20 protein-coding genes and 2 pseudogenes are annotated in these 23,092 nt (G+C 71.7%); 9 read left to right on the top strand and 13 right to left on the bottom strand.

Annotated elements, in window-relative coordinates; all coding sequences use genetic code 11:
* The first annotated feature begins 102 nt into the window (after window positions 1–102).
* Entirely contained in the window at window positions 103–918 is an 816-nt protein-coding gene (locus ACQEV8_RS12885) for an SAM-dependent methyltransferase (protein WP_432959773.1), read from the top strand.
* 37 nt (window positions 919–955) lie between these two features.
* On the opposite strand, the gene ACQEV8_RS12880 is transcribed toward ACQEV8_RS12885, so the two are convergent.
* From ACQEV8_RS12880 to ACQEV8_RS12870, 3 genes are all read right to left on the bottom strand, one after another.
* Complete coding sequence (locus ACQEV8_RS12880) at window positions 956–1,864, bottom strand: helix-turn-helix domain-containing protein (protein WP_432959772.1); 909 nt, start codon at window positions 1,862–1,864, stop codon at window positions 956–958.
* A 92-nt stretch (window positions 1,865–1,956) separates the two neighbouring features.
* Complete coding sequence (locus tag ACQEV8_RS12875) at window positions 1,957–2,412, bottom strand: nuclear transport factor 2 family protein (protein ID WP_432972657.1); 456 nt, start codon at window positions 2,410–2,412, stop codon at window positions 1,957–1,959.
* 90 nt (window positions 2,413–2,502) lie between these two features.
* Entirely contained in the window at window positions 2,503–3,555 is a 1,053-nt protein-coding gene (locus ACQEV8_RS12870; RefSeq protein ID WP_432959771.1) for an MBL fold metallo-hydrolase, read from the bottom strand.
* An 86-nt stretch (window positions 3,556–3,641) separates the two neighbouring features.
* On the opposite strand from ACQEV8_RS12870, the gene ACQEV8_RS12865 reads away from it, so the two are divergent.
* Entirely contained in the window at window positions 3,642–5,093 is a 1,452-nt protein-coding gene (locus ACQEV8_RS12865) for an aldehyde dehydrogenase (protein ID WP_432959770.1), read from the top strand.
* A gap of 2 nt (window positions 5,094–5,095) precedes the next feature.
* A complete protein-coding gene (locus ACQEV8_RS12860; RefSeq protein WP_403876923.1) occupies window positions 5,096–5,329 on the top strand; it encodes a ferredoxin in 234 nt (77 codons plus the stop codon).
* Between the two features lie 296 nt (window positions 5,330–5,625).
* Here ACQEV8_RS12860 and ACQEV8_RS12855 read toward each other — a convergent pair whose 3' ends face one another.
* The gene (locus tag ACQEV8_RS12855) at window positions 5,626–6,354 is read right to left on the bottom strand and encodes a TetR family transcriptional regulator (protein WP_432959769.1); all 729 of its coding nucleotides are present in this window, start codon (window positions 6,352–6,354) and stop codon (window positions 5,626–5,628) included.
* 159 nt (window positions 6,355–6,513) lie between these two features.
* On the opposite strand from ACQEV8_RS12855, the pseudogene ACQEV8_RS12850 reads away from it, so the two are divergent.
* The 3 genes and pseudogenes from ACQEV8_RS12850 to ACQEV8_RS12840 all read left to right on the top strand — a co-directional run.
* Window positions 6,514–7,811 (top strand): annotated as a pseudogene (locus tag ACQEV8_RS12850) (glycosyltransferase family 4 protein); the annotation flags it as partial.
* A 368-nt stretch (window positions 7,812–8,179) separates the two neighbouring features.
* On the top strand, window positions 8,180–8,929 hold the full coding sequence (locus tag ACQEV8_RS12845) for a class I SAM-dependent methyltransferase (protein ID WP_432959768.1): 750 nt from the start codon (window positions 8,180–8,182) through the stop codon (window positions 8,927–8,929).
* The gene (locus ACQEV8_RS12840) at window positions 8,926–9,996 is read left to right on the top strand and encodes a prenyltransferase (protein WP_432959767.1); all 1,071 of its coding nucleotides are present in this window, start codon (window positions 8,926–8,928) and stop codon (window positions 9,994–9,996) included. The genes ACQEV8_RS12845 and ACQEV8_RS12840 overlap by 4 nt, the downstream gene beginning before the upstream one ends.
* Window positions 9,997–10,117: 121 nt before the next feature.
* On the opposite strand, the gene ACQEV8_RS12835 is transcribed toward ACQEV8_RS12840, so the two are convergent.
* The 7 genes and pseudogenes from ACQEV8_RS12835 to ACQEV8_RS12805 all read right to left on the bottom strand — a co-directional run bounded on the left by ACQEV8_RS12835 (window position 10,118) and on the right by ACQEV8_RS12805 (window position 16,487).
* Complete coding sequence (locus ACQEV8_RS12835) at window positions 10,118–10,411, bottom strand: hypothetical protein (protein WP_003989869.1); 294 nt, start codon at window positions 10,409–10,411, stop codon at window positions 10,118–10,120.
* A gap of 46 nt (window positions 10,412–10,457) precedes the next feature.
* Window positions 10,458–11,468 (bottom strand): LLM class F420-dependent oxidoreductase, encoded by a 1,011-nt coding sequence (locus ACQEV8_RS12830; RefSeq protein ID WP_432959766.1) that lies wholly within the window; start codon window positions 11,466–11,468, stop codon window positions 10,458–10,460.
* Window positions 11,469–11,565: 97 nt separating this feature from the next.
* Window positions 11,566–12,423 carry a hypothetical protein gene (locus ACQEV8_RS12825; RefSeq protein ID WP_432959765.1) on the bottom strand — a complete coding sequence of 286 codons (858 nt, stop codon included), beginning with the start codon at window positions 12,421–12,423 and terminating at the stop codon, window positions 11,566–11,568.
* A gap of 158 nt (window positions 12,424–12,581) precedes the next feature.
* Window positions 12,582–13,541, bottom strand: a complete 960-nt coding sequence (locus ACQEV8_RS12820; RefSeq protein WP_432959764.1) for an N-acetylmuramoyl-L-alanine amidase — start codon at window positions 13,539–13,541, stop codon at window positions 12,582–12,584.
* A gap of 63 nt (window positions 13,542–13,604) precedes the next feature.
* On the bottom strand, window positions 13,605–13,898 hold the full coding sequence (locus ACQEV8_RS12815) for a hypothetical protein (protein WP_432959763.1): 294 nt from the start codon (window positions 13,896–13,898) through the stop codon (window positions 13,605–13,607).
* Between the two features lie 107 nt (window positions 13,899–14,005).
* Window positions 14,006–14,656: a class I SAM-dependent methyltransferase gene (locus ACQEV8_RS12810; protein ID WP_432959762.1), complete on the bottom strand. Its 651-nt coding sequence runs from the start codon at window positions 14,654–14,656 to the stop codon at window positions 14,006–14,008.
* A 92-nt stretch (window positions 14,657–14,748) separates the two neighbouring features.
* Window positions 14,749–16,487, bottom strand: a pseudogene (locus tag ACQEV8_RS12805) (MFS transporter).
* A 231-nt stretch (window positions 16,488–16,718) separates the two neighbouring features.
* Here ACQEV8_RS12805 and ACQEV8_RS12800 point away from each other — a divergent pair.
* Complete coding sequence (locus tag ACQEV8_RS12800; RefSeq protein ID WP_432959761.1) at window positions 16,719–18,137, top strand: MFS transporter; 1,419 nt, start codon at window positions 16,719–16,721, stop codon at window positions 18,135–18,137.
* Between the two features lie 40 nt (window positions 18,138–18,177).
* Here ACQEV8_RS12800 and ACQEV8_RS12795 read toward each other — a convergent pair whose 3' ends face one another.
* Window positions 18,178–18,795, bottom strand: a complete 618-nt coding sequence (locus ACQEV8_RS12795; RefSeq protein WP_432959760.1) for a response regulator — start codon at window positions 18,793–18,795, stop codon at window positions 18,178–18,180.
* Between the two features lie 544 nt (window positions 18,796–19,339).
* On the bottom strand, window positions 19,340–20,779 hold the full coding sequence (locus ACQEV8_RS12790) for a histidine kinase (RefSeq protein WP_432959759.1): 1,440 nt from the start codon (window positions 20,777–20,779) through the stop codon (window positions 19,340–19,342).
* Window positions 20,780–21,087: 308 nt separating this feature from the next.
* On the opposite strand from ACQEV8_RS12790, the gene ACQEV8_RS12785 reads away from it, so the two are divergent.
* On the top strand, window positions 21,088–21,945 hold the full coding sequence (locus ACQEV8_RS12785; protein WP_432959758.1) for a MaoC/PaaZ C-terminal domain-containing protein: 858 nt from the start codon (window positions 21,088–21,090) through the stop codon (window positions 21,943–21,945).
* A 65-nt stretch (window positions 21,946–22,010) separates the two neighbouring features.
* Window positions 22,011–23,087, top strand: a complete 1,077-nt coding sequence (locus ACQEV8_RS12780) for a Zn-dependent alcohol dehydrogenase (RefSeq protein WP_432959757.1) — start codon at window positions 22,011–22,013, stop codon at window positions 23,085–23,087.
* Window positions 23,088–23,092: the final 5 nt, after the last annotated feature.

The raw sequence follows: 23,092 nt of genomic DNA, 5'->3' as shown, positions 1-23,092 counted from the left end.
GACCTGCTCCCGGGCGAACTGCTCCACCACGCCGAGGAGTTGATCCTGTCCGTGAGGCAAAACGGTTAACGTGAAGCTCCACGACCACACGCAGGAGCGTCCATGACTGATCAGGCGGGGAACTCCGAGCAGGAGCCGCTCTCCAAGATCGACACCTCGGTTCCGCAATCGGCGCGGATCTGGAACTACTGGCTGGGCGGGAAGGACAACTACGAAGTCGACCGGGTGGCCGGTGACGCGTTCCGTGAGATCTTCCCCGGGATCGAGACCGGGGCCCGCGCCGCCCGCTACTTCCTCGCCCGCGCCGTACGCCATCTCGCCGCCGAAGAGGGCATCCGCCAGTTCCTGGACATCGGCACCGGGCTGCCCAACGTGGACAACACCCACCAGATCGCCCAGCGGGTGGCCCCGGAGAGCCGGATCGTCTACGTCGACAACGACCCGCTGGTGCTGGCCCACGCCCGCGCCCTGCTCACCAGCACACCGGAAGGCGTCACCAACTACGTCGACGCCGACCTGCGCAAGCCGAGCACGATCGTCCGGGAAGCCGGTAAGACGCTGGACTTCGACCAGCCCGTCGCGCTCATGCTGATGGGCATCCTCGGCCACATCGAGGACCACGACGAGGCACGTACGATCGTGTCGGAGCTGGTGGACGCCCTGCCGCCCGGCAGCTACCTCGTCCAGTACGACAGCACCGACACCAGCGAGGACTACCTCAGGGCCATCGGTCAGTACAACGACGGCGGCTCGATCCCGTACATCCTGCGCAGCCCCGAGCAGATCGCCCGCTACTTCGACGGCCTGGAGCTGCTGGAGCCGGGCGTCACGTCCTGCTCGCGCTGGCGTCCCGACGCCGAGGCCCTGGGCCTGCCGGCGGAGGTGCACCAGTACGGCGGTGTCGCCCTCAAGCGCTGAACCGCCCGCCGACCCCGGCTGAACCCGGGGGTCTTACTCAGGTCTCCTGAAATATGCGGTGCAGGATGGTCGGAGTCTCGTCAGGTGACTCGGCTTCGACCACCAGCCGGTTCATGGCGTCCCAGTAGCGCTCGATGTCGGCCGGCCGGTCGGGATAGAGCGCGGTGGTGAGCTGCTCCAGGTAGACCACGTCGGGCAACTGGCCGCCGGGCAGCCGCAGAATGGTGACCGGACCGCCCTCCGCGGCATGACCTCCGGAGACGAACGGCAGGATCTGGACGGTGACCTGCGGAAGCCGGCAGACCTCGATGAGATGCCTGAGCTGGGCGCGCATCACCTCCGGCCCGCCCACCGGGCGCCGCAGCGCCGCCTCGTCGATCACGGCCCAGAGCCGGGCCGCGCCGGGCTGCCGGTGCAGGATCCGCTGCCGGGTCATCCGCAAGGCCACCCGGCGGTCGGTCTCCCGCGCGTCGGCGGCAGGGTGGACGAGCCGGACGGCGGCACGCGCGTAGTCGGAGGTCTGGAGCAGCTCGGGAACGCGCTGTATCTGATAGCAGCGGATGACGCTCGCCGCCTGCTCGGCACCGAGGTAGCTCTGCGTCCAGGAGGGCACCACATCGCTGTAGTACTGCCACCAGGCGTGGGTGTTGGCCTGTTCGGCCAGCGCCAGCAGCGTGGCGCGTTCGGCCTCGTCCGTGACGCCGTAGTACGTGAGCAGGTCGGCGACGTCCCGCAGTTTGAACCCGTGGCGGCCCGCCTCCATGCGGCTGATCTTGGAGGGAGAGGCACGGATGACGTCACCCGCCTCCGCCCTGCCGATGCCCCGCGCCTCCCGCAGCCTGCGCAGCCGGGCGCCCAGCGCCAGCCGAGGCACCATGGGCCCGGCCGATCTGCCGTCCAGGACTCCGCTGAAGGGCGAGGTTCGAGCGGCCTCTTCGGTGCCCATGGGCATGTCTCCTTGCGGTGGTACGCAACGCCGCACGCGTGGGGGCGCCACGGCTCGTTCATCCTAGAGGCCCTGCCCTGACCCCATCCCGCTTATGCCGAAGGCGAGTTCGGCCGCGGAGTGGGACCGCCGAAGGGCAGGTGAAGAGTCCGGGAGGCGATCAGCCAGGCGCCGTCGGCCCGGCGGAAGACATCCTCGTAGTGCCCGGCCTGGACGGGCGGCCCGGGCGGGATGACGCCGCCGTCGTAGCCGTCGACGCGGTACGTGGTGAAGTACGAGATCGCCCTGGTGGTGTCCGGGGACTCCACCGTGACCAGGACGTTGGACATCATGCGGCGGGAGAGCCGCTCGGCGGGGCGGGAGCCGAAGTAGGTGCGCAGGGCGTTACGGCCCTTGACCAGCCGTCCGTCGTGCGGCCACTGCCAGACACCGTCCTCGGTGAACAACTCGGCGACGGACGAAGGGTCGCCCAGGTCGAGCCGGTGGACGAAGTCGAGGATCAGGCGCTCGCAGGCGCGCTCGGCGAGGAGGCGCTCGATGGGGTCCATGGGGTCCATGGACTTGGTTCTAGCACCAGGCCCGGGTGGCCCCGCAGGCTCCCGGCGGCCCCGCAGGCGCCCCGGGCGGCCGCGCGGCACCTAGACCGCCACGTACGTCACCGGCTCACACCCCGGTACCGCCTCCGCCCGGCCCAGCTTCACCAGACGGCGCAGATGGGCCTCCGCCTCCGAGACCGCGATGTTGCGGGAGCCGTACGGGATCTGGTCCCAGGGGCGGTTCCACTCCATGCGTTCGGCGAGCTGCCAGGGTGTGAGGGGCTCGGCGAGGAGGGTCTGCAGGGCGGTGAGGCGGGCCTCGTGGTGGTGGAGCAGTTCGCGTACGCGGGCGACGGCGTCCGGGAACGCGTGCTGGTGGGCCGGGAGTACCTCGGCGGGGGCGAGGCGGCCGACGCGTTCGAGGCTGTCGAGGTAGTCGCCGAGGGGGTCGGTGACCGTGGCGTCGTCCGGGTCTTCGTAGAGGCCGATGTGCGGGGTGATCCCGGGCAGCAGGTGGTCGCCGGAGAACAGGCGTCCGTGGCCGGGCAGTCGGGCCGGGTGGTCCTCCTCCAGGTGCAGGCAGACATGGCCCGGTGTGTGGCCCGGGGTCCAGATCGCGCGCAGGCGGCGGCCGGCCAGGTCCAGGAGTTCGCCCGGGACGATGTCGCGGTCCGGCAGGGCGGGACGGAGGCCGGGCAGGGCGCTGGGCCGGGGTGTGCGCAGTGGGGCGATGTGCTCCTCGGGCGCTCCGGCGGCGGTGAGCTTGGCCGTCATGTACGAGAACCAGCGCTCGGGACGGGCGTCCCGGGTCCGTCGTACGACCGCGGTGTCCGCCGCGTGCATCGCGATCCAGGCGCCCGACGCCGCGCGGACCCGGTCGGACAGGCCGTGGTGGTCCGGGTGGTGGTGGGTGATGACCACGCCGTGGATCTCGGCCACCGAGGTGCCGCACGCCGTCAGGCCGGCCGCGAGGGTGTCCCAGGACTCCGGGTCGTCCCAGCCGGTGTCGACGAGCACCGGCCCCCGGTCGGTGTCGACGACGTACACGAGCGTGTGGCCGAGGGGGTTGTCCGGGATGGGGACCCTCAGGGACCGGACGCCTCCGCCGTGGTCGTGCACCGCCGGTGCGGGTTCGCGGTCCTGGCTGCTTGTCATCTGCCCTCCGTCCCACGGCCATTGCCCACTATAACGAGAACTGGTATCAGTTTCTGAAACACCGTCAGATACGAAGGCAGTCGGCCATGACCGGACTCGTGGAACACGGACAGCTGTTCATCGGCGGGGAGTTGACCGACCCCCTGGGCCAAGACGTCATCGAGGTGATCTCGCCGCACACGGAAGAGGTCATCGGACGCGTCCCGCACGCCTCGACCGCGGATGTCGACCGGGCCGTGGGGGTGGCGCGGCGGGCGTTCGACGAGGGGCCCTGGCCGCGCATGAGCCTCGACGAGCGGATCGAGGTCGTGAGCCGGATCAAGGACGGGATCGTCGCCCGGCACGAGGAGATCGCCCGAGTGATCTCCGGCCAGAACGGCTCGCCGTACTCCTGGAGCGTCCTCGCCCAGGCCTTCGGAGCGGTGATGGTCTGGGACTCGGCGATCACCGTCGCGCGGAACTTCACCTACGAGGAGCGCCGGGACGGCGTGCTCGGCCGCATCCTCGTACGCCGCGAGCCCGTCGGGGTCGTCGCGGCCGTCGCGCCCTGGAACGTCCCGCAGTTCGTCGCCGCCGCCAAGCTCGCCCCCGCGCTGCTCACCGGCTGCACGGCCGTCCTCAAGCCCTCGCCCGAGTCGCCGCTCGACGCGTATCTGCTCGGCGAGATCGCCCGCGAGGCCGGACTGCCCGAGGGCGTGCTGTCGATCCTGCCCGCCGACCGGGACGTGAGCGAGTACCTGGTCGGGCACCCCGGCATCGACAAGGTGTCGTTCACCGGGTCGGTCGCGGCGGGGAAGCGTGTGATGGAGGTGGCGGCCCGCAATCTCACCCGTGTGACGCTCGAACTGGGCGGCAAGTCGGCGGCCGTCGTCCTGCCCGACGCGGACGTCGGGACGGCCGTCGCGGGCATCGCCCCCGCGGCCTGGATGAACAACGGCCAGGCCTGCGTCGCCCAGACCCGCATCCTGCTCCCGCGCTCCCGCTACGACGAGTTCGCCGACGCCCTCGCCGCGGCGGCCGGTGCGCTCGTCGTCGGCGACCCGCTGGACCCCGCCACCCAGGTGGGCCCGCTCGTGGCCAGGCGGCAGCAGCAGCGCAACCTCGACTACATCCGCATCGGGCAGGAGGAGGGCGCGAAGATCCTGACGGGCGGCGGGCGCCCGGCCGGCCTGGACCGTGGCTGGTACGTCGAGCCGACCCTCTTCGGCGACGTCGACAACTCCATGCGCATCGCCCGCGAGGAGATCTTCGGCCCGGTGATCTGCCTGCTGCCCTACGACGACGAGGCCGACGCCGTGAAGATCGCCAACGACTCCGACTACGGGCTGAGCGGCAGTGTCTGGACCGCGGACGTCGAGCACGGCATCGACATCGCCCGGCAGGTCCGCACGGGCACGTACTCGGTCAACACCTTCAGCCTGGACATGCTGGGCCCCTTCGGCGGCTACAAGAACTCGGGCCTGGGGCGGGAGTTCGGGCCCGAGGGGTACGGGGAGTACCTGGAGCACAAGATGATCCATCTCCCGGCGCAGGCGTAGAGATGGGCGACCGCTGGCACGTCGAGGTCGACCGCTCCCTGTGCATCGGCAGCGCCCAGTGCGTCCACCACGCCCCGGACGGCTTCCGCCTCGACCCGGCCCGACAGTCCCATCCGGTCGCCCCGGACACGGACGCGAACGAACGGGTACTGGAGGCGGCGGAGAGCTGTCCGGTGGAGGCGATCGTGATCACGCTGGGGGGTGGTGGTGAGGCGGTGTTCCCGCCGGAGGACTAGCGCCCGAAGAGCGACCCGGGAGCGCGCGAAGCAACGCCCGAAAAATCATGCTTCCGGGGGTTCATTCCCGGTTGGGTGTTCTATTCTGGAAGTCGGCCTACGAGGCGAGTGAGGGAGTCCGACCGGAGTAGCCGACGGTGGCAGGAAACCAGGAGGTGTGGGTTTCCGCCGGTGCCGACTGCGACGGTAGGGCTGAGAGGCCGGAAGGACGCGGGGCCGAGAGGCCCGGCGACCGGAAGGCGACCCCCAGGACCTGATCCGGACCATGCCGGCGAAGGGAACCCGTCTCGTAGGTCTTACCTCTGCCCTTCGGGCCCCCGCCCTTCCGGCTGCTGTCCTTCCGGTCTGGTCAGGGTGATCAGCCGGCACACCGTCTCGATGTCGATCCGCACCTGGGCGATCGAGGCGCGGCCCGACAGCCAGGTGATCAGCGCCGAGTGCCAGGTGTGCTCGATGACCCGGACCGCCGAGAGCTGCTCCGGCGTCGGGTCCTCAAGACCCATCGCGTCCAGGATGATCGCCGTCGTCTGGCGCGAGACCTGGTCGACCTCCGGGCTGACGCTGCGGTCGGCGAAGGTGAGGGCCCGGACCATGGCGTCGGCCAGATGGGGTTCGCGCTGCAGGGCGCGGAAGGCCCGCATCAGCGTCTCCGCGACCCGCTCGGCCGCCGACTCGCCCTGCGGCGGCTTCTTCCGCAGGGTGCCGTGCATGTGCTCCAGCTGGTCCTGCATCGTCGCGACCAGCAGATGGATCTTGGAGGGGAAGTAGCGGTAGAGGGTGCCGAGCGCCACCTGTGAGGACTCCGCGACCTCGCGCATCTGCACGGCGTCGAAACCGCCCCGGCTGGCCAGTTGCGCGCTCGTGTGCAGGATGCGGCGACGGCGGGCCTCCTGTCGCTCCGTGAGGGGAGGGGAGGCGGGGGCTGCGGCTCTGGCTTCCACCTTGGCCACTGTGTTCACCTTGGCTTCCGCGGGGCTGGGGTCCCGTTCCGTGACGGTCCGTGAGGGCAAGTGATCAGACAGCATGGCACGGGGTCGGCCGTGGCGTGAATCACCTGATCCACTGCTCACAGCGCCGCTACCTGCCGGTAGATTCAGAGCCTCCGAACGATCAAGTCTGTAACTTGTTCTAGATTAGCGTCCCGGCGTAATCTCGCGGGACAGTGCAGGGAGAAGGGGGCCAGAGTGACCGCTGAGGCCAGGGAGGCCGGGCCCTCGGAGGACCCCGCCGCCGACGGCTTGCGACCGCTCCGCATCGCGCTCCTCACCTATAAAGGGAACCCGTTCTGCGGTGGCCAGGGTGTCTACGTCCGGCACCTCTCGCGTGAACTGTCCCGCCTCGGTCACCGCGTCGAGGTCATCGGTGCCCAGCCCTACCCCGTCCTCGACGAGGGGTACGACGGCCAGAGCCTCACCGAGCTGCCCAGCCTGGATCTCTACCGCCAGCCGGATCCTTTCCGCACCCCGGGGCGCGACGAGTACCGCGACTGGGTCGACGCGCTCGAAGTGGCGACCATGTGGACCGGCGGCTTCCCCGAGCCCCTGACCTTCTCGCTGCGCGCCGGCCGCCATCTGCGGGCCCGTCGCGGTGAGTTCGACGTCGTCCACGACAACCAGACGCTCGGGTACGGACTGCTGGGAGACGTGGGCGCGCCCCTCGTCACCACGATCCACCACCCCATCACCGTCGACCGGCAGTTGGAGCTGAACGCCGCGGACGGCTGGAAGCGGCGCCTGTCGGTGCGCCGCTGGTACGCCTTCACCCGCATGCAGAAGCGCGTCGCCCGCCGGCTCCCCTCCGTGCTCACCGTCTCCGGCACGTCCCGCGAGGAGATCGTCGACCACCTCGGCGTACGCCAGGACCGGATCCACGTGGTCCACATCGGTGCCGACACCGACCTGTTCTCGCCGGATCCCTCGGTGCCGGTCGTGCCGGGCCGGATCGTGACGACGTCCAGCGCGGACGTACCGCTGAAGGGCCTGGTCCATCTCGTCGAGGCGCTCGCCAAGGTGCGCACCGAGCACCCCGGCGCGCACCTCGTCGTCGTCGGCAAGCGGCCCACGGAGGGGCCCGTCGCCCAGGCGATGGAGCGGTACGACCTCGCCGGCGCCGTCGACTTCGTCAAGGGCATCTCCGACGCGGAACTCGTCGACCTGGTGCGCTCCGCGCAGGTCGCGTGCGTGCCGTCGCTCTACGAGGGCTTCTCCCTGCCGGCCGCCGAGGCCATGGCGACGGGCACGCCCCTGCTCGCCACGACCGGCGGCGCCATACCCGAGGTGGCGGGCCGTGACGGGGAGACCTGCCTGGCGGTACCCCCGGGGACGCGGGCGCGCTGGCCGCGGGGCTGGGCCGGCTGCTGGGCGATGCGGAGTTGCGTGCGCGGCTCGGCACGGCCGGGCGCGAACGCGTGCTGCGGCACTTCACCTGGGCCAGGGCGGCGGAGGGCACGGTGGCCCGGTACCGCGAGGCGATCGACCGGGCCGGTCGCGCGACAGGACGCTCCGGGCAGGTGGCGTCCGGTGGTCCCGTGGTGAGTGGCGTGCGGCCGGGGCCGGGTGTCTCGGCTGGTTCCACGGCGAGTGGTGCGCGGCCGGGGCCGGGGGCGTCCGCCGGTGCCGAGGCGAGTGGCGAGCGTTCCGCGCCCCTGGCTTCCGCCCGCCCCGCGGTCTCGGCGGCAGCCGGGCCGACCGGTTCGGCGGGTGCCGGCTCCGCCGCTTCGGCGACCGCTGGTTCCCCGGCCGCGTCCGGGGCCGACGTGGCATCGACCGGTTCCGCGTCCGCCGCTCCGGCGGGTGCCGGCTCCGCGGCCCCCACAGATGTAGAAGGCGTCAACTCCGAAAGCAGGGCCACGTGCTGACCGTCGACTTCTCCCGGTTCCCGCTCGCGCCGGGCGACCGTGTCCTGGATCTCGGCTGTGGTGCCGGGCGGCACGCGTTCGAGTGCTATCGGCGCGGCGCGCAGGTCGTGGCGCTGGACCAGAACGCAGAGGAGATCCACGAGGTCGCCAAGTGGTTCGCGGCGATGAAGGAGGCCGGCGAGGCCCCCGAGGGCGCCACCGCGACGGCCATGGAGGGCGACGCCCTGGCGCTGCCCTTCCCCGACGAGTCCTTCGACGTCGTCATCATCTCCGAGGTGATGGAGCACATACCGGACGACAAGGGCGTCCTCGCGGAGATGGTGCGGGTGCTCAAGCCCGGCGGCCGCATAGCCATCACGGTCCCGCGCTACGGGCCTGAGAAGGTCTGCTGGACCCTGTCCGACGCCTACCACGAGGTCGAGGGCGGCCACATCCGCATCTACAAGGCCGACGAACTCCTGGCGCGCGTCCGCGAGGCCGGCCTCAAGCCCTACGGCACCCACCACGCCCACGCGCTGCACTCGCCCTACTGGTGGCTGAAGTGCGCGTTCGGCGTCGACAACGACAAGGCGCTGCCGGTGCGGGCGTACCACAAGCTCCTCGTCTGGGACATCATGAAGAAGCCGCTGGCCACCCGGGTCGCCGAGCAGGCCCTGAACCCGCTGATCGGCAAGAGCTTCGTGGCGTACGCGACCAAGCCGCACCTGCCGCGTCTCTCCGACGCCGGGGCGGACGCCCAGTGACCACTCCCCGGACGGAACATCTGGTCCTGCCCGGGGTCCTCACCGCAGGGCAGGCCGCCGCGACCGTCGCCGGCATCCTCGCCGTGCAGCGCGAGGACGGTGCGATCCCGTGGTTCCGGGGGCACCACCTCGACCCGTGGGACCACGTCGAGGCGGCCATGGCCCTCGACACGGCAGGCGAGCACGAGGCCGCCGAGCGGGCCTACCTGTGGCTGGCCCGGCACCAGAACGACGACGGCTCCTGGTACGCGGCCTACACCGACGGCGAGTTCGACGCGGTCACCGACCACGGCCGGGAGACCAACTTCGTCGCCTACATCGCCGTGGGCGTCTGGCACCACTACCTCTCCACCGGCGACGACACGTTCCTGGAGCGGATGTGGCCGGCGGTGTACGCGGCGGTCGAGTTCGTCCTGCGCCTGCAGCAGCCGGGCGGGCAGATCGGATGGCGGCGCGACGACGACGGCACGGACACTGCGGACGCCCTGCTGACCGGCAGCTCCTCGATCCACCACGCCCTGCGGTGCGCGCTGGCCATCGCCGAGCAGCGGGAAGAGGCGCAGCCGGACTGGGAGTTGGCGGCGGGTGCGCTGCGGCATGCCATACGTCGGCATCCGGAGCGGTTCCTCGACAAGAACCGGTACTCGATGGACTGGTACTACCCGGTGCTGGGTGGTGCGCTGACCGGGGCGGAGGCCAAGGCCCGTATCGAGGAGGACTGGGAGCGGTTCGTCGTCCCGGGGCTGGGCGTGCGGTGCGTCGTGCCCAACCCGTGGGTCACGGGTGGGGAGTCGGCCGAACTCGCCCTCGCGCTCTGGGCGATGGGCGAGTCCGACCGGGCGTTGGAGGTGCTGCAGTCGATCCGGCATCTGCGCGACGCCGAGAGCGGCCTCTACTGGACCGGTTACGTGTTTGACGACGACGCGATCTGGCCGCGGGAGTTGACCACGTGGACGGCGGGGTCGTTGTTGCTGGCGGTTGCCGCGTTGGGTGGGCATGAGGCCACGTGCCAGGTGTTCGGTGGGGATGAGTTGCCCGGCGGGCTGGACTCGGATTGCTGCGCCTGAGAGCTCGGGGGGCTCGCCCGGTTCGCGGGTGCGGGTTGTGTGTGGTTTCTCGCGCCCACGCGGCGGAGCCGCATGTCGACACAGCCCCGCGCCCCCGAGGGGCGAGCCCCGTAGGGCGTTTTCAGTGCCGGTGTGCGCGGTTGGCGATCGCGTGGCCCACGAAGAGGTAGACCACCGCTGCCAGGCCGTAGCCGCACACCACTCGGGCCCAGGCCTCGTCGAAGGTGAAGAGGTCGTGGGACCAGCCCGCGAGCCAACGGGCCGCGTCATGGATGAACTGGACGAAGCTGTTCGCCTGGTTGGCGTCCAGCAGGTACATCAGGATCCAAAGACCCAGGATGAGAGCCATGATGTCGGCCACGACCGCGACGATCGTGCCGGCCTGATTCGCACCGTTGCGATATCGAGGGGACATGTCATTCGGATTGCCCTTGAACCCTGGATGAAACCCGGGGATTCGCTCAGGAGTTCAACTCGGCGAGAACGCGCAGCGTGTGGCGGTCGCTGCTGAGCACCAGCAGGTCCGTCACGGGCCCCTTGCGCCACGACTCCAGTCGCTCCGCGATCCGTTCGCGCGGGCCGACCAGGGAGATCTCGTCGGCGAAGGCGTCGGGGACGGCGCGGACGGCTTCCTCCCGGCGGCCGGAGAGGAACAGGTCCTGGATGCGGCGGGCGTCTTCCGCGTAGCCCATGCGTGCCATCAGGTCGGCGTGGAAGTTGCGGGCCGCGTGTCCCATGCCGCCGATGTAGAAGCCGAGCATCATCTTGACGGGCAGCAGCCCCTCGGCGACGTCGTCGCAGACCCGGGCCTGGGCCATCGGCGCGACCAGGAATCCCTCGGGCAGGTCGGCCAGGGCCGGGCCGTACGCCTCCGGCCGGTTCGGCGACCAGTACAGCGGCAGCCAGCCGTCGGCGATCCGGGCCGTCTGGGCCACGTTCTTCGGACCCTCCGCCCCGAGCAGGACCGGCAGACCTGCCCGGAGCGGGTGGGTGATCGGCTTGAGGGGTTTGCCGAGGCCGGTGGCGTCCGGGCCCTGGTAGGGGTGGGAGTGGAAACGGCCGGACAGTTCGACGGGGGCCTCGCGGCGGAGCACCTGCCGTACGACGTCGACGTACTCGCGGGTGGCGGTGAGCGGTGACGCGGGGAACGGGCGGCCGTACCAGCCCTCGACGACCTGCGGTCCGGACAGGCCCAGGCCCAGCATCATGCGCCCGCCGGAGAGATGATCGAGGGTGAGCGCCTGCATGGCGGTGGTGGTCGGCGGGCGGGCCGCCATCTGGGCAACCGCTGTGCCCAGCCTGATGGTGGAGGTGTGGGCGGCGATCCAGGCGAGCGGGGTGAACGCGTCCGAGCCCCAGGACTCCGCCGTCCACACCGAGTCGTAGCCCAGCCGTTCGGCCTCCTGCGCGAGCGGCACATGGTCGGGGGAGGGGCCGCGGCCCCAGTAGCCGAGTGCGAGACCGAGCCGCATACCTGCCTCCTGACGGTGTGTCAGCCGACTGGGGCGACGACTGTACGGCAACGGCCCCCCGCCCGGAAGGGCGAGGGGCCGTGAAGGGGCCGTGGGCTCAGCCGCGCTGGATGCCCGACGTGTCCTGCAGAACACCGCGGCGGCCGTCCTGCGTCTGCGCGACCAGGGCCGGGCCGCGCTGCTCGACGGCCAGGTACCAGGTACCCGGGGCGAGTTCGGCGATCGGCGTCGGCGAACCGTCCTCCGCGAAAAGCGGCCGCGGCACCGGCACCGCGAACCAGAACGGCGAGAAGTCCCCGGCCGGGGCCTGCGGCGCCTGCGCCTGCTGCGGCTGGGGCTGGCCGCCGAACGGCTGCCCCGGCTGGGGCTGGCCGGGCTGACCCGGCTGCCCCGGCTGCGGGTGACCGTAGCCGCCGGGCTGCTGGGCGCCCGGGTAGCCGTAACCACCGGGGGGCTGGGCGCCGTAGGGCTGCGGGGCGGCCGGGCGGGGAGCCGGGAGGAGGGCGCCCTTGAGGGCAGGGACGAGGGGGGTGGCGATCGCGGCGGCGGCCATGAGCAGCGTCGCGACGAGGGCGAGGATCAGGCCGATGCCGGGGCTCGGGGCGCCGTCGCCCGCGCTCTCACCGATGTTGTCGAAGCCACCCGGTACGTCGACGATGTTGCCGAGCGCGCTCCACGCGGCGAACACCGTGAAAGCGGCGCCGAACTGGCCGAGGTCGAGCCCGGCGACCTTCGGGACCTGCGGCAGGCCCCGGGCCACGACGACGAGCGCGGCGCCGATGACTCCGGCCAGCACGACGCTGAACACGACCGGGCCGCTGCCCCACAGCATGGGGAGGTCGACGCTGTCGGGGACATTGTCGAACGAATAGAGGTTGAGGAACGACGCGATGAAGAGCAACACCGCTGCTCCGAGCACCACGCCATCGCCTCGAGTGAGGGAGCGGATATTCACTTCAGGTCCTTCTCAGGTCGTCTCATCGTCGGTAGAGGCGTCGCTGTCACCATGTCGCCGTCAGGCCCTGTGTGAAGCGCGGGGGTGGCCCCTCATCGTACGAACGGACCCTATCGTCCGCCCTGTCTGGGTGTCCGCCGGGATCCGCCCGTCGAGAACTACCCGTGCAGGAAACTCACGATTCCCTCAGAGACCCCTTGCGCCGCTTTCTGCCTCCACGCGCCACTCGTCAGCGATGCCGCGTCCTTGCTATCGCGCATGTTGCCGCACTCGATGAACACCTTCGGAACCGTTGACAGATTGAGACCGCCCAGGTCCTTACGCGTGACGAGACCGGAGCCGTCGCCGATGTAGTTGGACGGCGCGCTGCCGGTGACGGCCACGAAGCGGCCCGCGACGCGCTCGCCGAGGTCGCGGGAGGGGGCGACGATCGCGCGGGTGTCGGCGGCGCCCGAGTTCACCGCGCCGGGCAGGATGACGTGGAAGCCGCGGTTGCCGGTGCCCGAGCCGTCCGCGTGGATCGAGACCACGGCGTCGGCCTTCGCCTCGTTGCCGATCCGGGCCCGCTCGTCCACGCACGGGCCGTACGGCCGGTCGCCGTCCTGCGTCAGCTTCACCGTGGCGCCCTGCTCCTCGAGGAGCGTGCGCATCCGGTGCGCGACGTCCAGGGTGAACTCGGCCTCGGTGTAACCGTCGTTGGTGGACGTGCCCGTGGTGTCGCACTCCTTCCAGTTCGTCCCGATGTTCACCTTGCGGTTGATCTCGGACGGGTGCTGGAAGTTCTCCGGGTTGTGACCGGGGTCGATCACGACGACCTTGCCCTTGAGCGGGCCGGTGGCGGCGGGTGCGGAGGGCGAGGACCCGGTGGGCGTGGGGTCGGCGCCCGGCTTCTTGCCGTCGTCCGTGGCGTCGTCGGCGGGCGGGCTCGACGCGGCGGGCGGAGAGGACCGTACGGTCGCCCGACCCGAGCCGCCTCCGTCCCCCGAGCCGCCCACGGTCTCGTACACCAGCCAGCCGAGCAGTGCCCCCGGCACCAGCGCGGCGAGCGCGACGGTCAGGGGGCCGCGGCGGGGGCGGCGGGGCTGGGGAGGTTCGAAGTCCGGGCCTACGTACGACACGTCCCTCACCCTAGCGGCCGTCCCGGGCCGTCCGCGGGCGGAGGACGGCCGGGCGGGTGGCGGCTACCTCCCGTTCCCGTCGGGGTCCTCGCGCCGTACCGCCTCCTTCACCTCCGCCTCGACCTCCTGGCGGGGCGTGTCCTCCTGCTTCGCGTACGCGGTCACCGCCGCCTGGACGTCACGGGCGAGGTCGCGCCAGGCACGCCAGGCGGTCTCCCACGTCGTGGTCTGCCGGCCGCTCCACTTGGTCTGGGTGGGCGGGCCGTAGGCGTCCCGCAGTTTCCGCATGCGGGTGTGCGCCTCGTCCGCCGCGCGCTGCTTCTCCACGAGCTCTGCGAATGCGATGGTGTGTGCCACGTGCCCGGATCCTTGAACAGCGACCGTCCCCCACCGACGCGCCACGCCGCCCGTGGGCCGACCGGGAGAGGGGCGCGGGGGCACGGTTCACCCGGCCAGCCGTGCTCCTAGGCGCCCGGGCCGGTGTGCCGCAGGACCCGCAGCGAGTCCGTCGCCGAGACCTCGGTGAACGCGCCGGAGGCGAGGGCGCGCAGGTAGACGCGGTACGGGGCCTGGCCGGTGAACTCGTCCCGCGGGTCCGGGAAGACGTCGTGGATGACGAGCAGGCCGCCCTCCGCGACATGCGGGGCCCAGCCCTCGTAGTCGGCGGTGGCGTGCTCGTCGGTGTGGCCGCCGTCGATGAAGACCAGGGCCAGGGGGGTGCGCCAGAACCCGGCGATCTGCGGGGAGCGGCCGACGAGGGCCACCACATGGTCCTCCAGGCCCGCCTTGCGCAGGGTGCGGCGGAACGTGGGCAGCGTGTCCATCAGGCCGATCTCGGGGTCGACCGTCTCCGGGTCGTGGTACTCCCAGCCCGGCTGCTGCTCCTCGCTGCCGCGGTGGTGGTCGACGGTCAGCGCGACGGTCCCGGCCTCGCGGGCGGCGTCGGCGAGCAGGATCGTGGACCGGCCGCAGTACGTCCCGACCTCCAGCAGCGGCAGCCCCAGCCGCCCGGCCTCCACCGCCGCCGCGTACAGGGCCAGCCCCTCGTCCACGGGCATGAACCCCTTCGCCGCCTCGAACGCGGCCAGGATCTCGGGCTTCGGGGCCGCGGGCATGGGGTTCCTCCGGTCGTACGAGAGTGTGGGCGCGCCCCATGCTGCCGTACCCCCTGCCGCCGGGCGACAGGGGGTACCGAGCAGTAACAGAATCAGGCGAGGACCGTCGCGCCCGGCAGCGGCAGGTCCAGGTCGACCGGGCGGTCGTCGCCCGTGTGGGTCGCGGACGAGGCGAGCGGGGCGTGGCCCGGGGCCCGGGCGGCGACGACGTAGGAGCCGCGGTCGGGGACTGCGAGCGCGTAGCTGCCGTCCTCGGCGGAGAGGGTCGCGCCGGCCTGGCGGCCCCGCCGGTCGATCAGCGTGACCTTGGCGCGGGCGACCGGGGCGCCGTCCGCGTCCAGGACCCGGCCGCGGAAGCCGCGCAGGACCTCTTCGGCGTGCTCCAGGTTGGCGTCCTCCTCGCTGCTGGCCCGCAGTTGCGGGTGGGCGGCCGGGCGGCGGCCGGGCAGGAAGAGGGCCAGCACCAGGCCCACGGCCACCGCGGCGGTGGCGATCAGGAAGGAGACCCGGAAGCCGTGCATGGTCGGGATCGCGACGCCGCCGACGTTGTTCGCGGTGTTGGCCAGCACCATGCCGATCACGGCGCTCGACACCGACGTGCCGATGGAACGCATCAGGGTGTTGAGGCCGTTCGCCGCACCCGTCTCCGAGGCCGGGACCGCGTCCACGATCAGCGCGGGCAGCGAGGAGTAGGCAAGGCCGATGCCCGCGCCCAGCAGCACCGAGATGACCAGGCTCTGCCAGGCGGCGCTCATCAGGCCGAGGCCGGCGCCGTAGCCGATCGCGATGATCAGCAGGCCGAGGATCAGGGTGACCTTGGGGCCGTACTTCGCGGACAGCCGGGCGTAGACGGGCGCCGTGAACATCATCGTCAGGCCGAGCGGCGCGACGAGCAGACCCGCGACGACCATCGACTGGCCGAGGCCGTAGCCGGTGGACTTCGGCAGCTGGAGCAACTGCGGCAGGACCAGGGAGACGACGTAGAAGGAGACGCCGACCATGATCGAGGCGAGGTTGGTGAAGAGGACGGCCGGGCGGGCCGTGGTGCGCAGGTCCACCAGGGGGCCTTGAGGCGCAGTTCCATCACGCCCCACAGGAGCAGGACGACCGCGGCGGCGGCGAACAGGCCCAGCGTGGTGCCGGAGGTCCAGCCCCAGTCGCTGCCCTTGGTGATCGGCAGCAGGAACAGCACGAGACCGGCGGACAGACCGAGCGCGCCCAGCAGGTCGAAGGAGCCCTCGGCGCGCATCGGGGACTCCGGTACGACGAGGAGGGTCAAGGCGATGGAGAGCACACCGAGGCCGGCGGCGCCGTAGAAGAGGGCGTGCCAGTCGGCGTGCTGGGCGACCAGCGCGGCGGCGGGCAGGGCGAGACCGCCGCCGACGCCTATGGAGGAGCTCATCAGGGCCATCGCCGAGCCGAGCCGTTCCCGGGGCAGCATGTCGCGCATCAGGCCGATGCCGAGCGGGATCGCGCCCATCGCGAAGCCCTGGAGCGTACGGCCGGTGATCATGAGCAGCAGATCGCTGGTGAGCGCGCTGAGCAGCGCGCCGGCCACCATGACGGCGAGGCTGAGGATCAGCATGCGGCGCTTGCCGTAGAGGTCGCCGAGGCGGCCCATGATCGGGGTGGCCACCGCACCCGAGAGAAGGGTCGAGGTCAGGACCCAGGTCGCGTTGCCGGGGTCGGTGTCCAGCAGTTGCGGCAGATCCTTGATGACCGGGACGAGCAGGGTCTGCATCACCGCGACAACGATGCCCGCGAAGGCGAGCACCGGGACCACGGCCCCGCTCGCTCTGCCGGCGGGACGTTCTGTCGTCGTCTGCGTCATTGAGAGGGGCCTCCAGGCCGGGAAGGTGTGCGGGAGCTACGGATCAAGGGGTTACGTGGTGACTGAACTCGTATGTGCAGGCAACTATTCCGTTGCTTTGGCACTCTAACGAATTCTTGACCTTCTCTTGGGGGAGGGAGCAGGTCTGGGGAGGGCCTAGGTCCGTCCCCGCCGGGCCCTAGGTCGAAATTCCGATGCCAGGAGCGTGGATTGGTTGAGAGCATGACACCCATGCTCGAAACCGCCGAAAGGACCCGTACGCCGCGCCGTGCCGCGCCGCCCACCTGGCTTGTGGTGGCGCTCACATGTGCCGGGCAGTTTCTCGTCGTGCTGGACGTGTCCGTCGTCAATGTGGCGCTGCCCTCGATGCGGACCGGGCTCGGGCTGAGCGAGCAGGGCCTGCAGTGGGTGGTGAACGCCTACACCATCGCCTTCGCCGGGTTCATGCTGCTCGGCGGGCGGGCCGGAGACCTCTACGGCCGCAAGCGGATGTTCCTCGTCGGGCTCGGTGTGTTCACCCTGGCCTCGGTGGCGGGCGGACTGGCGCAGGACGACTGGCAGTTGCTGGTCGCCCGGGCCGTACAGGGGCTGGGCGCGGCGGTGCTGGCGCCCTCGACGCTGACCATCCTCACGTCGTCGGTGCCGGAGGGCCCGGCGCGGGCCCGGGCCATAGGGACCTGGACGGCCGTCGGGGGCGCCGGCGGCGCGGCGGGCGGTCTGGCCGGCGGGCTCCTGGTGGAGGCGCTGAACTGGCGGTGGGTGCTGCTGATCAACGTGCCCGTGGGGGTCGTGGTGCTCTGCGCCGCCGCCTGGTTCCTCGTCGAGGGCCGGGCCGGGGACCGGCGGCGGCTCGACCTGCCGGGCGCGCTGCTCGTGACGACCGGGCTCGGCACGCTCGCCTACGGCATCTCCCAGACGGAGGCGGAGGGCTGGACGGCGGCGGCCACGCTGCTGCCGCTGCTCGCCGGGCTCGTGCTCATCGCCCTGTTCCTCGCGGTCGAGGCCCGCACCGCGAGCCCGTTGATGCCGCTCGGGCTGCTGCGCCTGCGCTCGGTGGCGTCGGCGAACGTCTCGATGTTCCTGTGCGGCTTCGCGATGTTCTGCATGTGGTTCTTCATGACCCTGTACGCCCAGAACGTCCTGGGCTACACGCCCCTGGAGGCCGGACTGGCCCTGGTCCCCAGCTCCCTGGCCGTCGTCCTCGGCTCCAAGCTCGCGCCCCGGCTGATGCGGGCGGCTGGGCCGCGCACGGTGGCGGTGCTGGGCACGCTGGTCGCCGTGGCCGGCTTCGCCTGGCAGTCCAGGATGACCGCCGAGGGCTCCTACGCGACGGAGATCCTCGTCCCCGGCGTCCTCATGATGCTCGGCGCGGGCCTCGCGTCGACCCCGCTCGCCGCCCTGGCCACCTCCGGAGCGGCCCCCGGCGAGGCCGGCCTGGTGTCCGGCCTCGTCAACACCTCCCGCACGATGGGGGGTTCACTGGGCCTGGCAGTCCTGTCGACCCTGGCTGCGGCGCGGACTGCGGGCAGCGTGACGCTGGAGGCACTGACCGAGGGATACGCGCTGGCGTTCCGGGTGGGGACCGGGGTGCTGGTCGCGGGGGTGCTGTTGATGTGGGTCTGGCTGCCGCGGGTGCCGCGGGAGCGGTAGGGCGGCCCGGGGTCTGCCGGGTGCACCACGGTCGCGGGGTTCACAGCCACCCTTGGCTGCGGGCCTCGCGCAGAGCCTCCATGCGGTTGCGGGTGCCCGTCTTGCCGATGGCGGAGGAGAGGTAGTTGCGGACGGTGGACTCCGAGAGATGGAGCCGGGCGGCGATGTCGGCGACGGTCGCCCCGTCCGCGGAGGCCTTGAGGGTGTCGCTCTCGCGGCTCGTCAGCGGGTTGGGGCCGGCGCTGAGCGCGGCGGTGGCGAGGGCCGGGTCCACGACGGTCTCACCGGCCAGGACCCGGCGGATGGCGACGGCCAGCTCCTCCACGGGGCCGTCCTTCACGAGGAAGCCGGTGGCCCCCGCCTCCATCGCGCGGCGCAGATAGCCGGGCCGGCCGAACGTGGTGAGGATCAGCACGCGGCAGTCCGGGACCCGGGTCCGCAGGTCGGCGGCGGCGTCCAGGCCGCTTCTGCCCGGGAGTTCGATGTCGAGGAGGGCGACGTCGGGGCGGTGGGCGAGCGCCGCGTCCAGGATCGCGTCACCGGCCGCCACCTGGGCGACGACCTCGATGTCGTCCTCCATGCCGAGCAGCAGCGCGAGCGCGCCGCGCATCATGCCCTGGTCCTCCGCGAGCAGCACACGGATGGGTCTGTCGGTCACGCGCCCAGGGTAGAGCGGGGGGTGTCGAGCGGCGAGGCCGGCGGCTCGGTGAGAGCCTCCACCGAAGCCGTCACCGAATGGTCGGCGTGCTCGCGTAGGCGGGTCACTGCGGCGTCGACTCCGCCGCCCTCCACGAGCTGCACGACCCGGTCGAGAGTCCGCCCGTGCGGTTCGTGGGTGGACAGGTGGAAGCCGGTCGCGTCGTACGCCAGGTGGGAGACCGGCCGCCGGCATCGCGCGATGGTCTGGCTCGGCGAAGTCCTGTCGGTGGCGCATACGCGGCAGGCAGCCCGTCCCCTCGCGGGCCGAGAAGGGAGATCGGCCGCTCCTCGCGGGGCTCGGGCTGCCGAGGGTGCACCGCAGCGGCTGGGCGTATGCCGCCTTACCCCAAGCTCAAGCCCCTGCTGCCTGCTGCCTGCCGCCTGCCGCCTGCCGGTGTACCGTCGCGTCGGTTCTGCCGCCGCCAGGGCACCGGCATCCGCCGTATCGGCATAGAGCGGGAGCGGCCTCAAGCCTCAGCTGCCTGCCGCCCGACGGCGAACCCTCACCCCCGTCCCGCCACGGCCAGGCCACTCGCATCCGCCGTATCGACATCGAGCGGTAGCTCCGCCGTCACCGCGAATCCGCCCCTCGCCCGCGGCCCGGCCGTCAGCGATCCGCCCGCCACCGCGAGCCGTTCCGTCAGCCCGGTCAATCCCGTGCCGCCGAGCCCCCCGGAGCCCCGGGGCCCGCGCATGGTTCCGAGTTCGCCAGTGGCACAGAAGTCACCCGCGCCGACGGCCCCGCCCGCACCGGCCCCGCCCTCGGCGACCGCCCTGCCCCTGCCTGCCACCACAATTCCCGCTCCACCCGCCGCACCCACCCCCACCCCGTCATCCGCCACAGTCACCCGCACCCGCTCCCTTTCCACCCCCGCCAGCGTGATCTCGCAACGCTCCGCCCCGCTGTGCCGTACGACGTTCGTGACCGCCTCTCGCACCACCCAGCCCAGCAGGACCTCCGTCTGAGGTCCGAGCGGGGGGCCGGTGCGAGTGACGGTGAGGGTGATGGCCGCTGCCGTCAGGACCGAGTGCGCGCGGCCGAGTTCCGTGTCGAGGCTGCCCTGGCGGTAGCCGGTCACGGCCTCGCGGATCTCTGTCAGGGCTTGGCGGCCCACGGCCTCGATGTCCGTGATCTGGGCCAGCGCGGCGTCCAGGTCGCGGGCGGCGAGGCGGCGGGCGGCCTCGGACTTGACGACGATCACCGACATCGTGTGCCCGAGCAGATCGTGCAGGTCACGGGAGAAACGGAGCCGTTCCTTCTCGACCGCCCGGCGGGCCAGCTCCTCGCGGGCGGCGCGCAGCTCCCGTACCGCCTCGGAGAGGCGGATGATCGCGGCCGTCACCATCGCCGAGATCCACGTGGCGTAGGCGATGTCGAGGCCGCCCCAGCCGTCGTGGAAGCAGGACACCGCACCCGCCAGCACCGCCACGGCCGTACCGGCGGGCCGCAGGTGCGACAGCCGCAGGGCCGCGCCCGTCGCGAGTCCGAGCAGGGGGAAGAACAGCAGCCAGGTGCCGCCGTAACCGACGCCGAGTGCGCACGTCACGGCCGCCAGTACGGCGAGCGCCACCCGCGTGGAAAGGGCCTCGCGCTTCTCCCGGTCGAACGCGCGGAACGCCACGTAGATGTACAGCGAGTTGAACGTGAACAGGCCCAGCCCGCCGATCCACGGGTCCGTCGTCCGGTCCTGGAAGAGGTTGGAGAACGCGCCCATCCCCATCAGCAGCCACGGCAGCAGCGTGAAACCGCTGGGCGGCGGGCCGGGGTTCTCGGGGAGCTCGCCCGACTTCCGGGCGGCCCGCCACTCGGCCTTGAGCCGCGTCTTGTTCGCCTTGTAGTACCGCTGGTGCTCCCTGGCCTGCCGGACGGCCGACCGTGTCGCCTCGACGTGGCATCTGACCTTGCCTGTCCAGGACATGTCCCCGCCTTCGATCGTGGTCATATCAGTGACGCTACGGATCCGGCGTGGTGGGCGGCAGATGCGGTTGTACGGAGTCCGGCAGGACAAATGTCACCGGTGCCAGCCCTCCCGGGTCAGTCCCTGAGGTCCGACGGATCTGACGTATCTGACACGACGTCAGGAGGCTTCACAAGTGTGCGGGCCTGGGCTATACAGAGGTCGCAGGACTGGAACGCGTTCCAGTTCGGTCCCAGACGGCCTCGGTGCGGCCGACGGTGCGGACGGCCGTGCCGAGGTCCCTTCCACTCCACGGCGATGCCGAGGTCATTCCCACGGCGATCAGGAGCCCCATGCCCATCGACGCAGCCAAGGCGCTCGCCGCCGAACCCCGGACCGGCGAGATCACCTGGGATCACAAGGACGTGCAGCTCTACCACCTCGGCATCGGCGCGGGCACCCCCGCCACCGACCCCGACGAGCTGCGCTACACCCTGGAGTCCCGGCTGCACGTCCTGCCGAGCTTCGCCACCGTCGCGGGCGCCGGAAAGCCCGGGGTGACAGGCGGGCTGTCCATGCCCGGCATCGAGGTCGACCTCGCCCGGGTCCTGCACGGCGGCCAGAGCCTCGTCCTGCACCGTCCCCTCCCGGCGGCGGGCACCGCCACCGCGGCCAACCGGATCGCCGCCGTGTACGACAAGGGCAAGGCGGCCGTCCTCGTACTGCGTACCGAAGTCGGCGACGCCGACGGCCCGTTGTGGACCAACGACGCCCAGATCTTCATCCGCGGCGAGGGCGGCTGGGGCGGCGACCGCGGCCCGTCCGCCCGGCTCGACCCGCCCGCCGGTGAGCCGGACCGGGTCGTCGAGCGACACATCCGTGAGGACCAGGCCCTCCTCTACCGCCTCTCCGGCGACTGGAACCCCCTGCACGCCGACCCCGAGTTCGCCAAGCTCGCCGGGTTCGAGCGGCCCATCCTGCACGGGCTGTGCACCTACGGCATCACGCTCAAGGCCGTCGTCGACGCGCTCCTCGGCGGGGACGTGACCCGGGTGCGCACCTATGCCACCCGGTTCGCCGGGGTCGTGTACCCGGGGGAGACGTTGCGGATCCGTATGTGGCACACGCCCGAGTCCACCAGGGTCGCCGTCAGCGCGGCGGACCGGGACGACGCGCCCGTCCTCGCCGACACCATCGTCGAACACACCTGAGTACAGAGTCGGACACACCTGAGTACAGAACTGATTCCGGAACGCCGTACGAGGGGAGCCGCACCATGCGCGCAGCCGTACTGCACGAGATCGGCCAGGACAAACTGGAGGTCCTCGACGACGTCGAGGCGGTGGGGTTCGGACCCGGCAAGGTGCGGATCAGGGTGCGCGCCACGGGGCTGTGCCACTCGGACCTGTCCGCGATGAGCGGGGTGCTGCCGCAGCCCGCGCCGTTCGTGCCCGGGCACGAGGGTGCGGGGGAGATCCTCGAAGTAGGCGAGGGCGTCGGCCACCTGAAGGCCGGTGACCGGGTCGTCGTGTGCTGGCTGCCCGCCTGCGGTGCCTGCCCCGCCTGCAAGCGCGGCCAGACCGAACTGTGCCTCGCCGGGTTCATGAACGCCGGCACGCCCAACTTCAAGCGCCCCGGCGGCGACCTCTTCGGTTTCGCCGGCACCGGCACCTTCACCGAGGAGGTCGTCGTCGACGCCGGCTGCGCGGTGCCGATACCCGACGACGTGCCCTTCGACATCGCCGCCCTCATCGGCTGCGGTGTGACGACCGGACTGGGTGCCGCGCTCAACACGGCGGACCTGGAGGCCGGTTCGTCGGTCGCGGTCATCGGGTGCGGTGGCGTCGGCGTCTCCGTGATCCAGGGGGCCCGGCTGCGGGGCGCCGCCGAGATCGTCGCCGTCGACCCCATCGCCTCCCGCCGCGAGAGCGCGATCGGGTTCGGCGCCACCCAGGCCGTCTCCCCGGACGAACTGCCCGACGCCAAACAGCGGGTCACCGCCGGCGAGGGCTTCGACTACGTCTTCGAGGTCGTAGGCAAGTCGGCCACGGCACGGACCGCGTACGACACCACCCGGCGCGGCGGCACCCTCGTCGTGGTCGGCGCGGGTGCCATGGACGACTTCCTCCAGCTCAACATGTTCGAGCTGTTCTTCGACGAGAAGCGCATACTGCCCTCCATGTACGGCGGCGGAGACGTCCTGCGCTCCTACGAACGCACCATCGCCCTGTGGCGCGCAGGCCGGGTCGACCTGGCGGGCCTGATCACCCACCGGGTGCCGTTCGCCGACGTCAACGAGGCCCTGGACCAGATGCGGACCGGTACCGCCCTGCGTACGTGCATCGAGATGTGAGGACG

Origin of the sequence: Streptomyces sp. CA-179760 (genome assembly GCF_050937045.1) — a bacterium.
Taxonomy (GTDB): Bacteria; Actinomycetota; Actinomycetes; order Streptomycetales; family Streptomycetaceae; genus Streptomyces.
This window is presented reverse-complemented; position numbering and strand designations above follow the sequence as displayed.

What these genes read in the sequence shown, in the direction of transcription:
- ACQEV8_RS12780 (WP_432959757.1), top strand. Translation starts at nt 22,011, where the DNA reads ATGCGCGCAGCCGTACTGCACGAGATCGGCCAGGACAAACTGGAGGTC.
- ACQEV8_RS12865 (WP_432959770.1), top strand. Translation starts at nt 3,642, where the DNA reads ATGACCGGACTCGTGGAACACGGACAGCTGTTCATCGGCGGGGAGTTG.
- ACQEV8_RS12885 (WP_432959773.1), top strand. Translation starts at nt 103, where the DNA reads ATGACTGATCAGGCGGGGAACTCCGAGCAGGAGCCGCTCTCCAAGATC.
- ACQEV8_RS12880 (WP_432959772.1), bottom strand. Translation starts at nt 1,864, where the DNA reads ATGGGCACCGAAGAGGCCGCTCGAACCTCGCCCTTCAGCGGAGTCCTG.
- ACQEV8_RS12870 (WP_432959771.1), bottom strand. Translation starts at nt 3,555, where the DNA reads ATGACAAGCAGCCAGGACCGCGAACCCGCACCGGCGGTGCACGACCAC.
- ACQEV8_RS12835 (WP_003989869.1), bottom strand. Translation starts at nt 10,411, where the DNA reads ATGTCCCCTCGATATCGCAACGGTGCGAATCAGGCCGGCACGATCGTC.
- ACQEV8_RS12860 (WP_403876923.1), top strand. Translation starts at nt 5,096, where the DNA reads ATGGGCGACCGCTGGCACGTCGAGGTCGACCGCTCCCTGTGCATCGGC.
- ACQEV8_RS12875 (WP_432972657.1), bottom strand. Translation starts at nt 2,412, where the DNA reads ATGGACCCCATCGAGCGCCTCCTCGCCGAGCGCGCCTGCGAGCGCCTG.
- ACQEV8_RS12810 (WP_432959762.1), bottom strand. Translation starts at nt 14,656, where the DNA reads ATGCCCGCGGCCCCGAAGCCCGAGATCCTGGCCGCGTTCGAGGCGGCG.
- ACQEV8_RS12830 (WP_432959766.1), bottom strand. Translation starts at nt 11,468, where the DNA reads ATGCGGCTCGGTCTCGCACTCGGCTACTGGGGCCGCGGCCCCTCCCCC.
- ACQEV8_RS12785 (WP_432959758.1), top strand. Translation starts at nt 21,088, where the DNA reads ATGCCCATCGACGCAGCCAAGGCGCTCGCCGCCGAACCCCGGACCGGC.
- ACQEV8_RS12800 (WP_432959761.1), top strand. Translation starts at nt 16,719, where the DNA reads ATGCTCGAAACCGCCGAAAGGACCCGTACGCCGCGCCGTGCCGCGCCG.
- ACQEV8_RS12790 (WP_432959759.1), bottom strand. Translation starts at nt 20,779, where the DNA reads ATGACCACGATCGAAGGCGGGGACATGTCCTGGACAGGCAAGGTCAGA.
- ACQEV8_RS12855 (WP_432959769.1), bottom strand. Translation starts at nt 6,354, where the DNA reads ATGCTGTCTGATCACTTGCCCTCACGGACCGTCACGGAACGGGACCCC.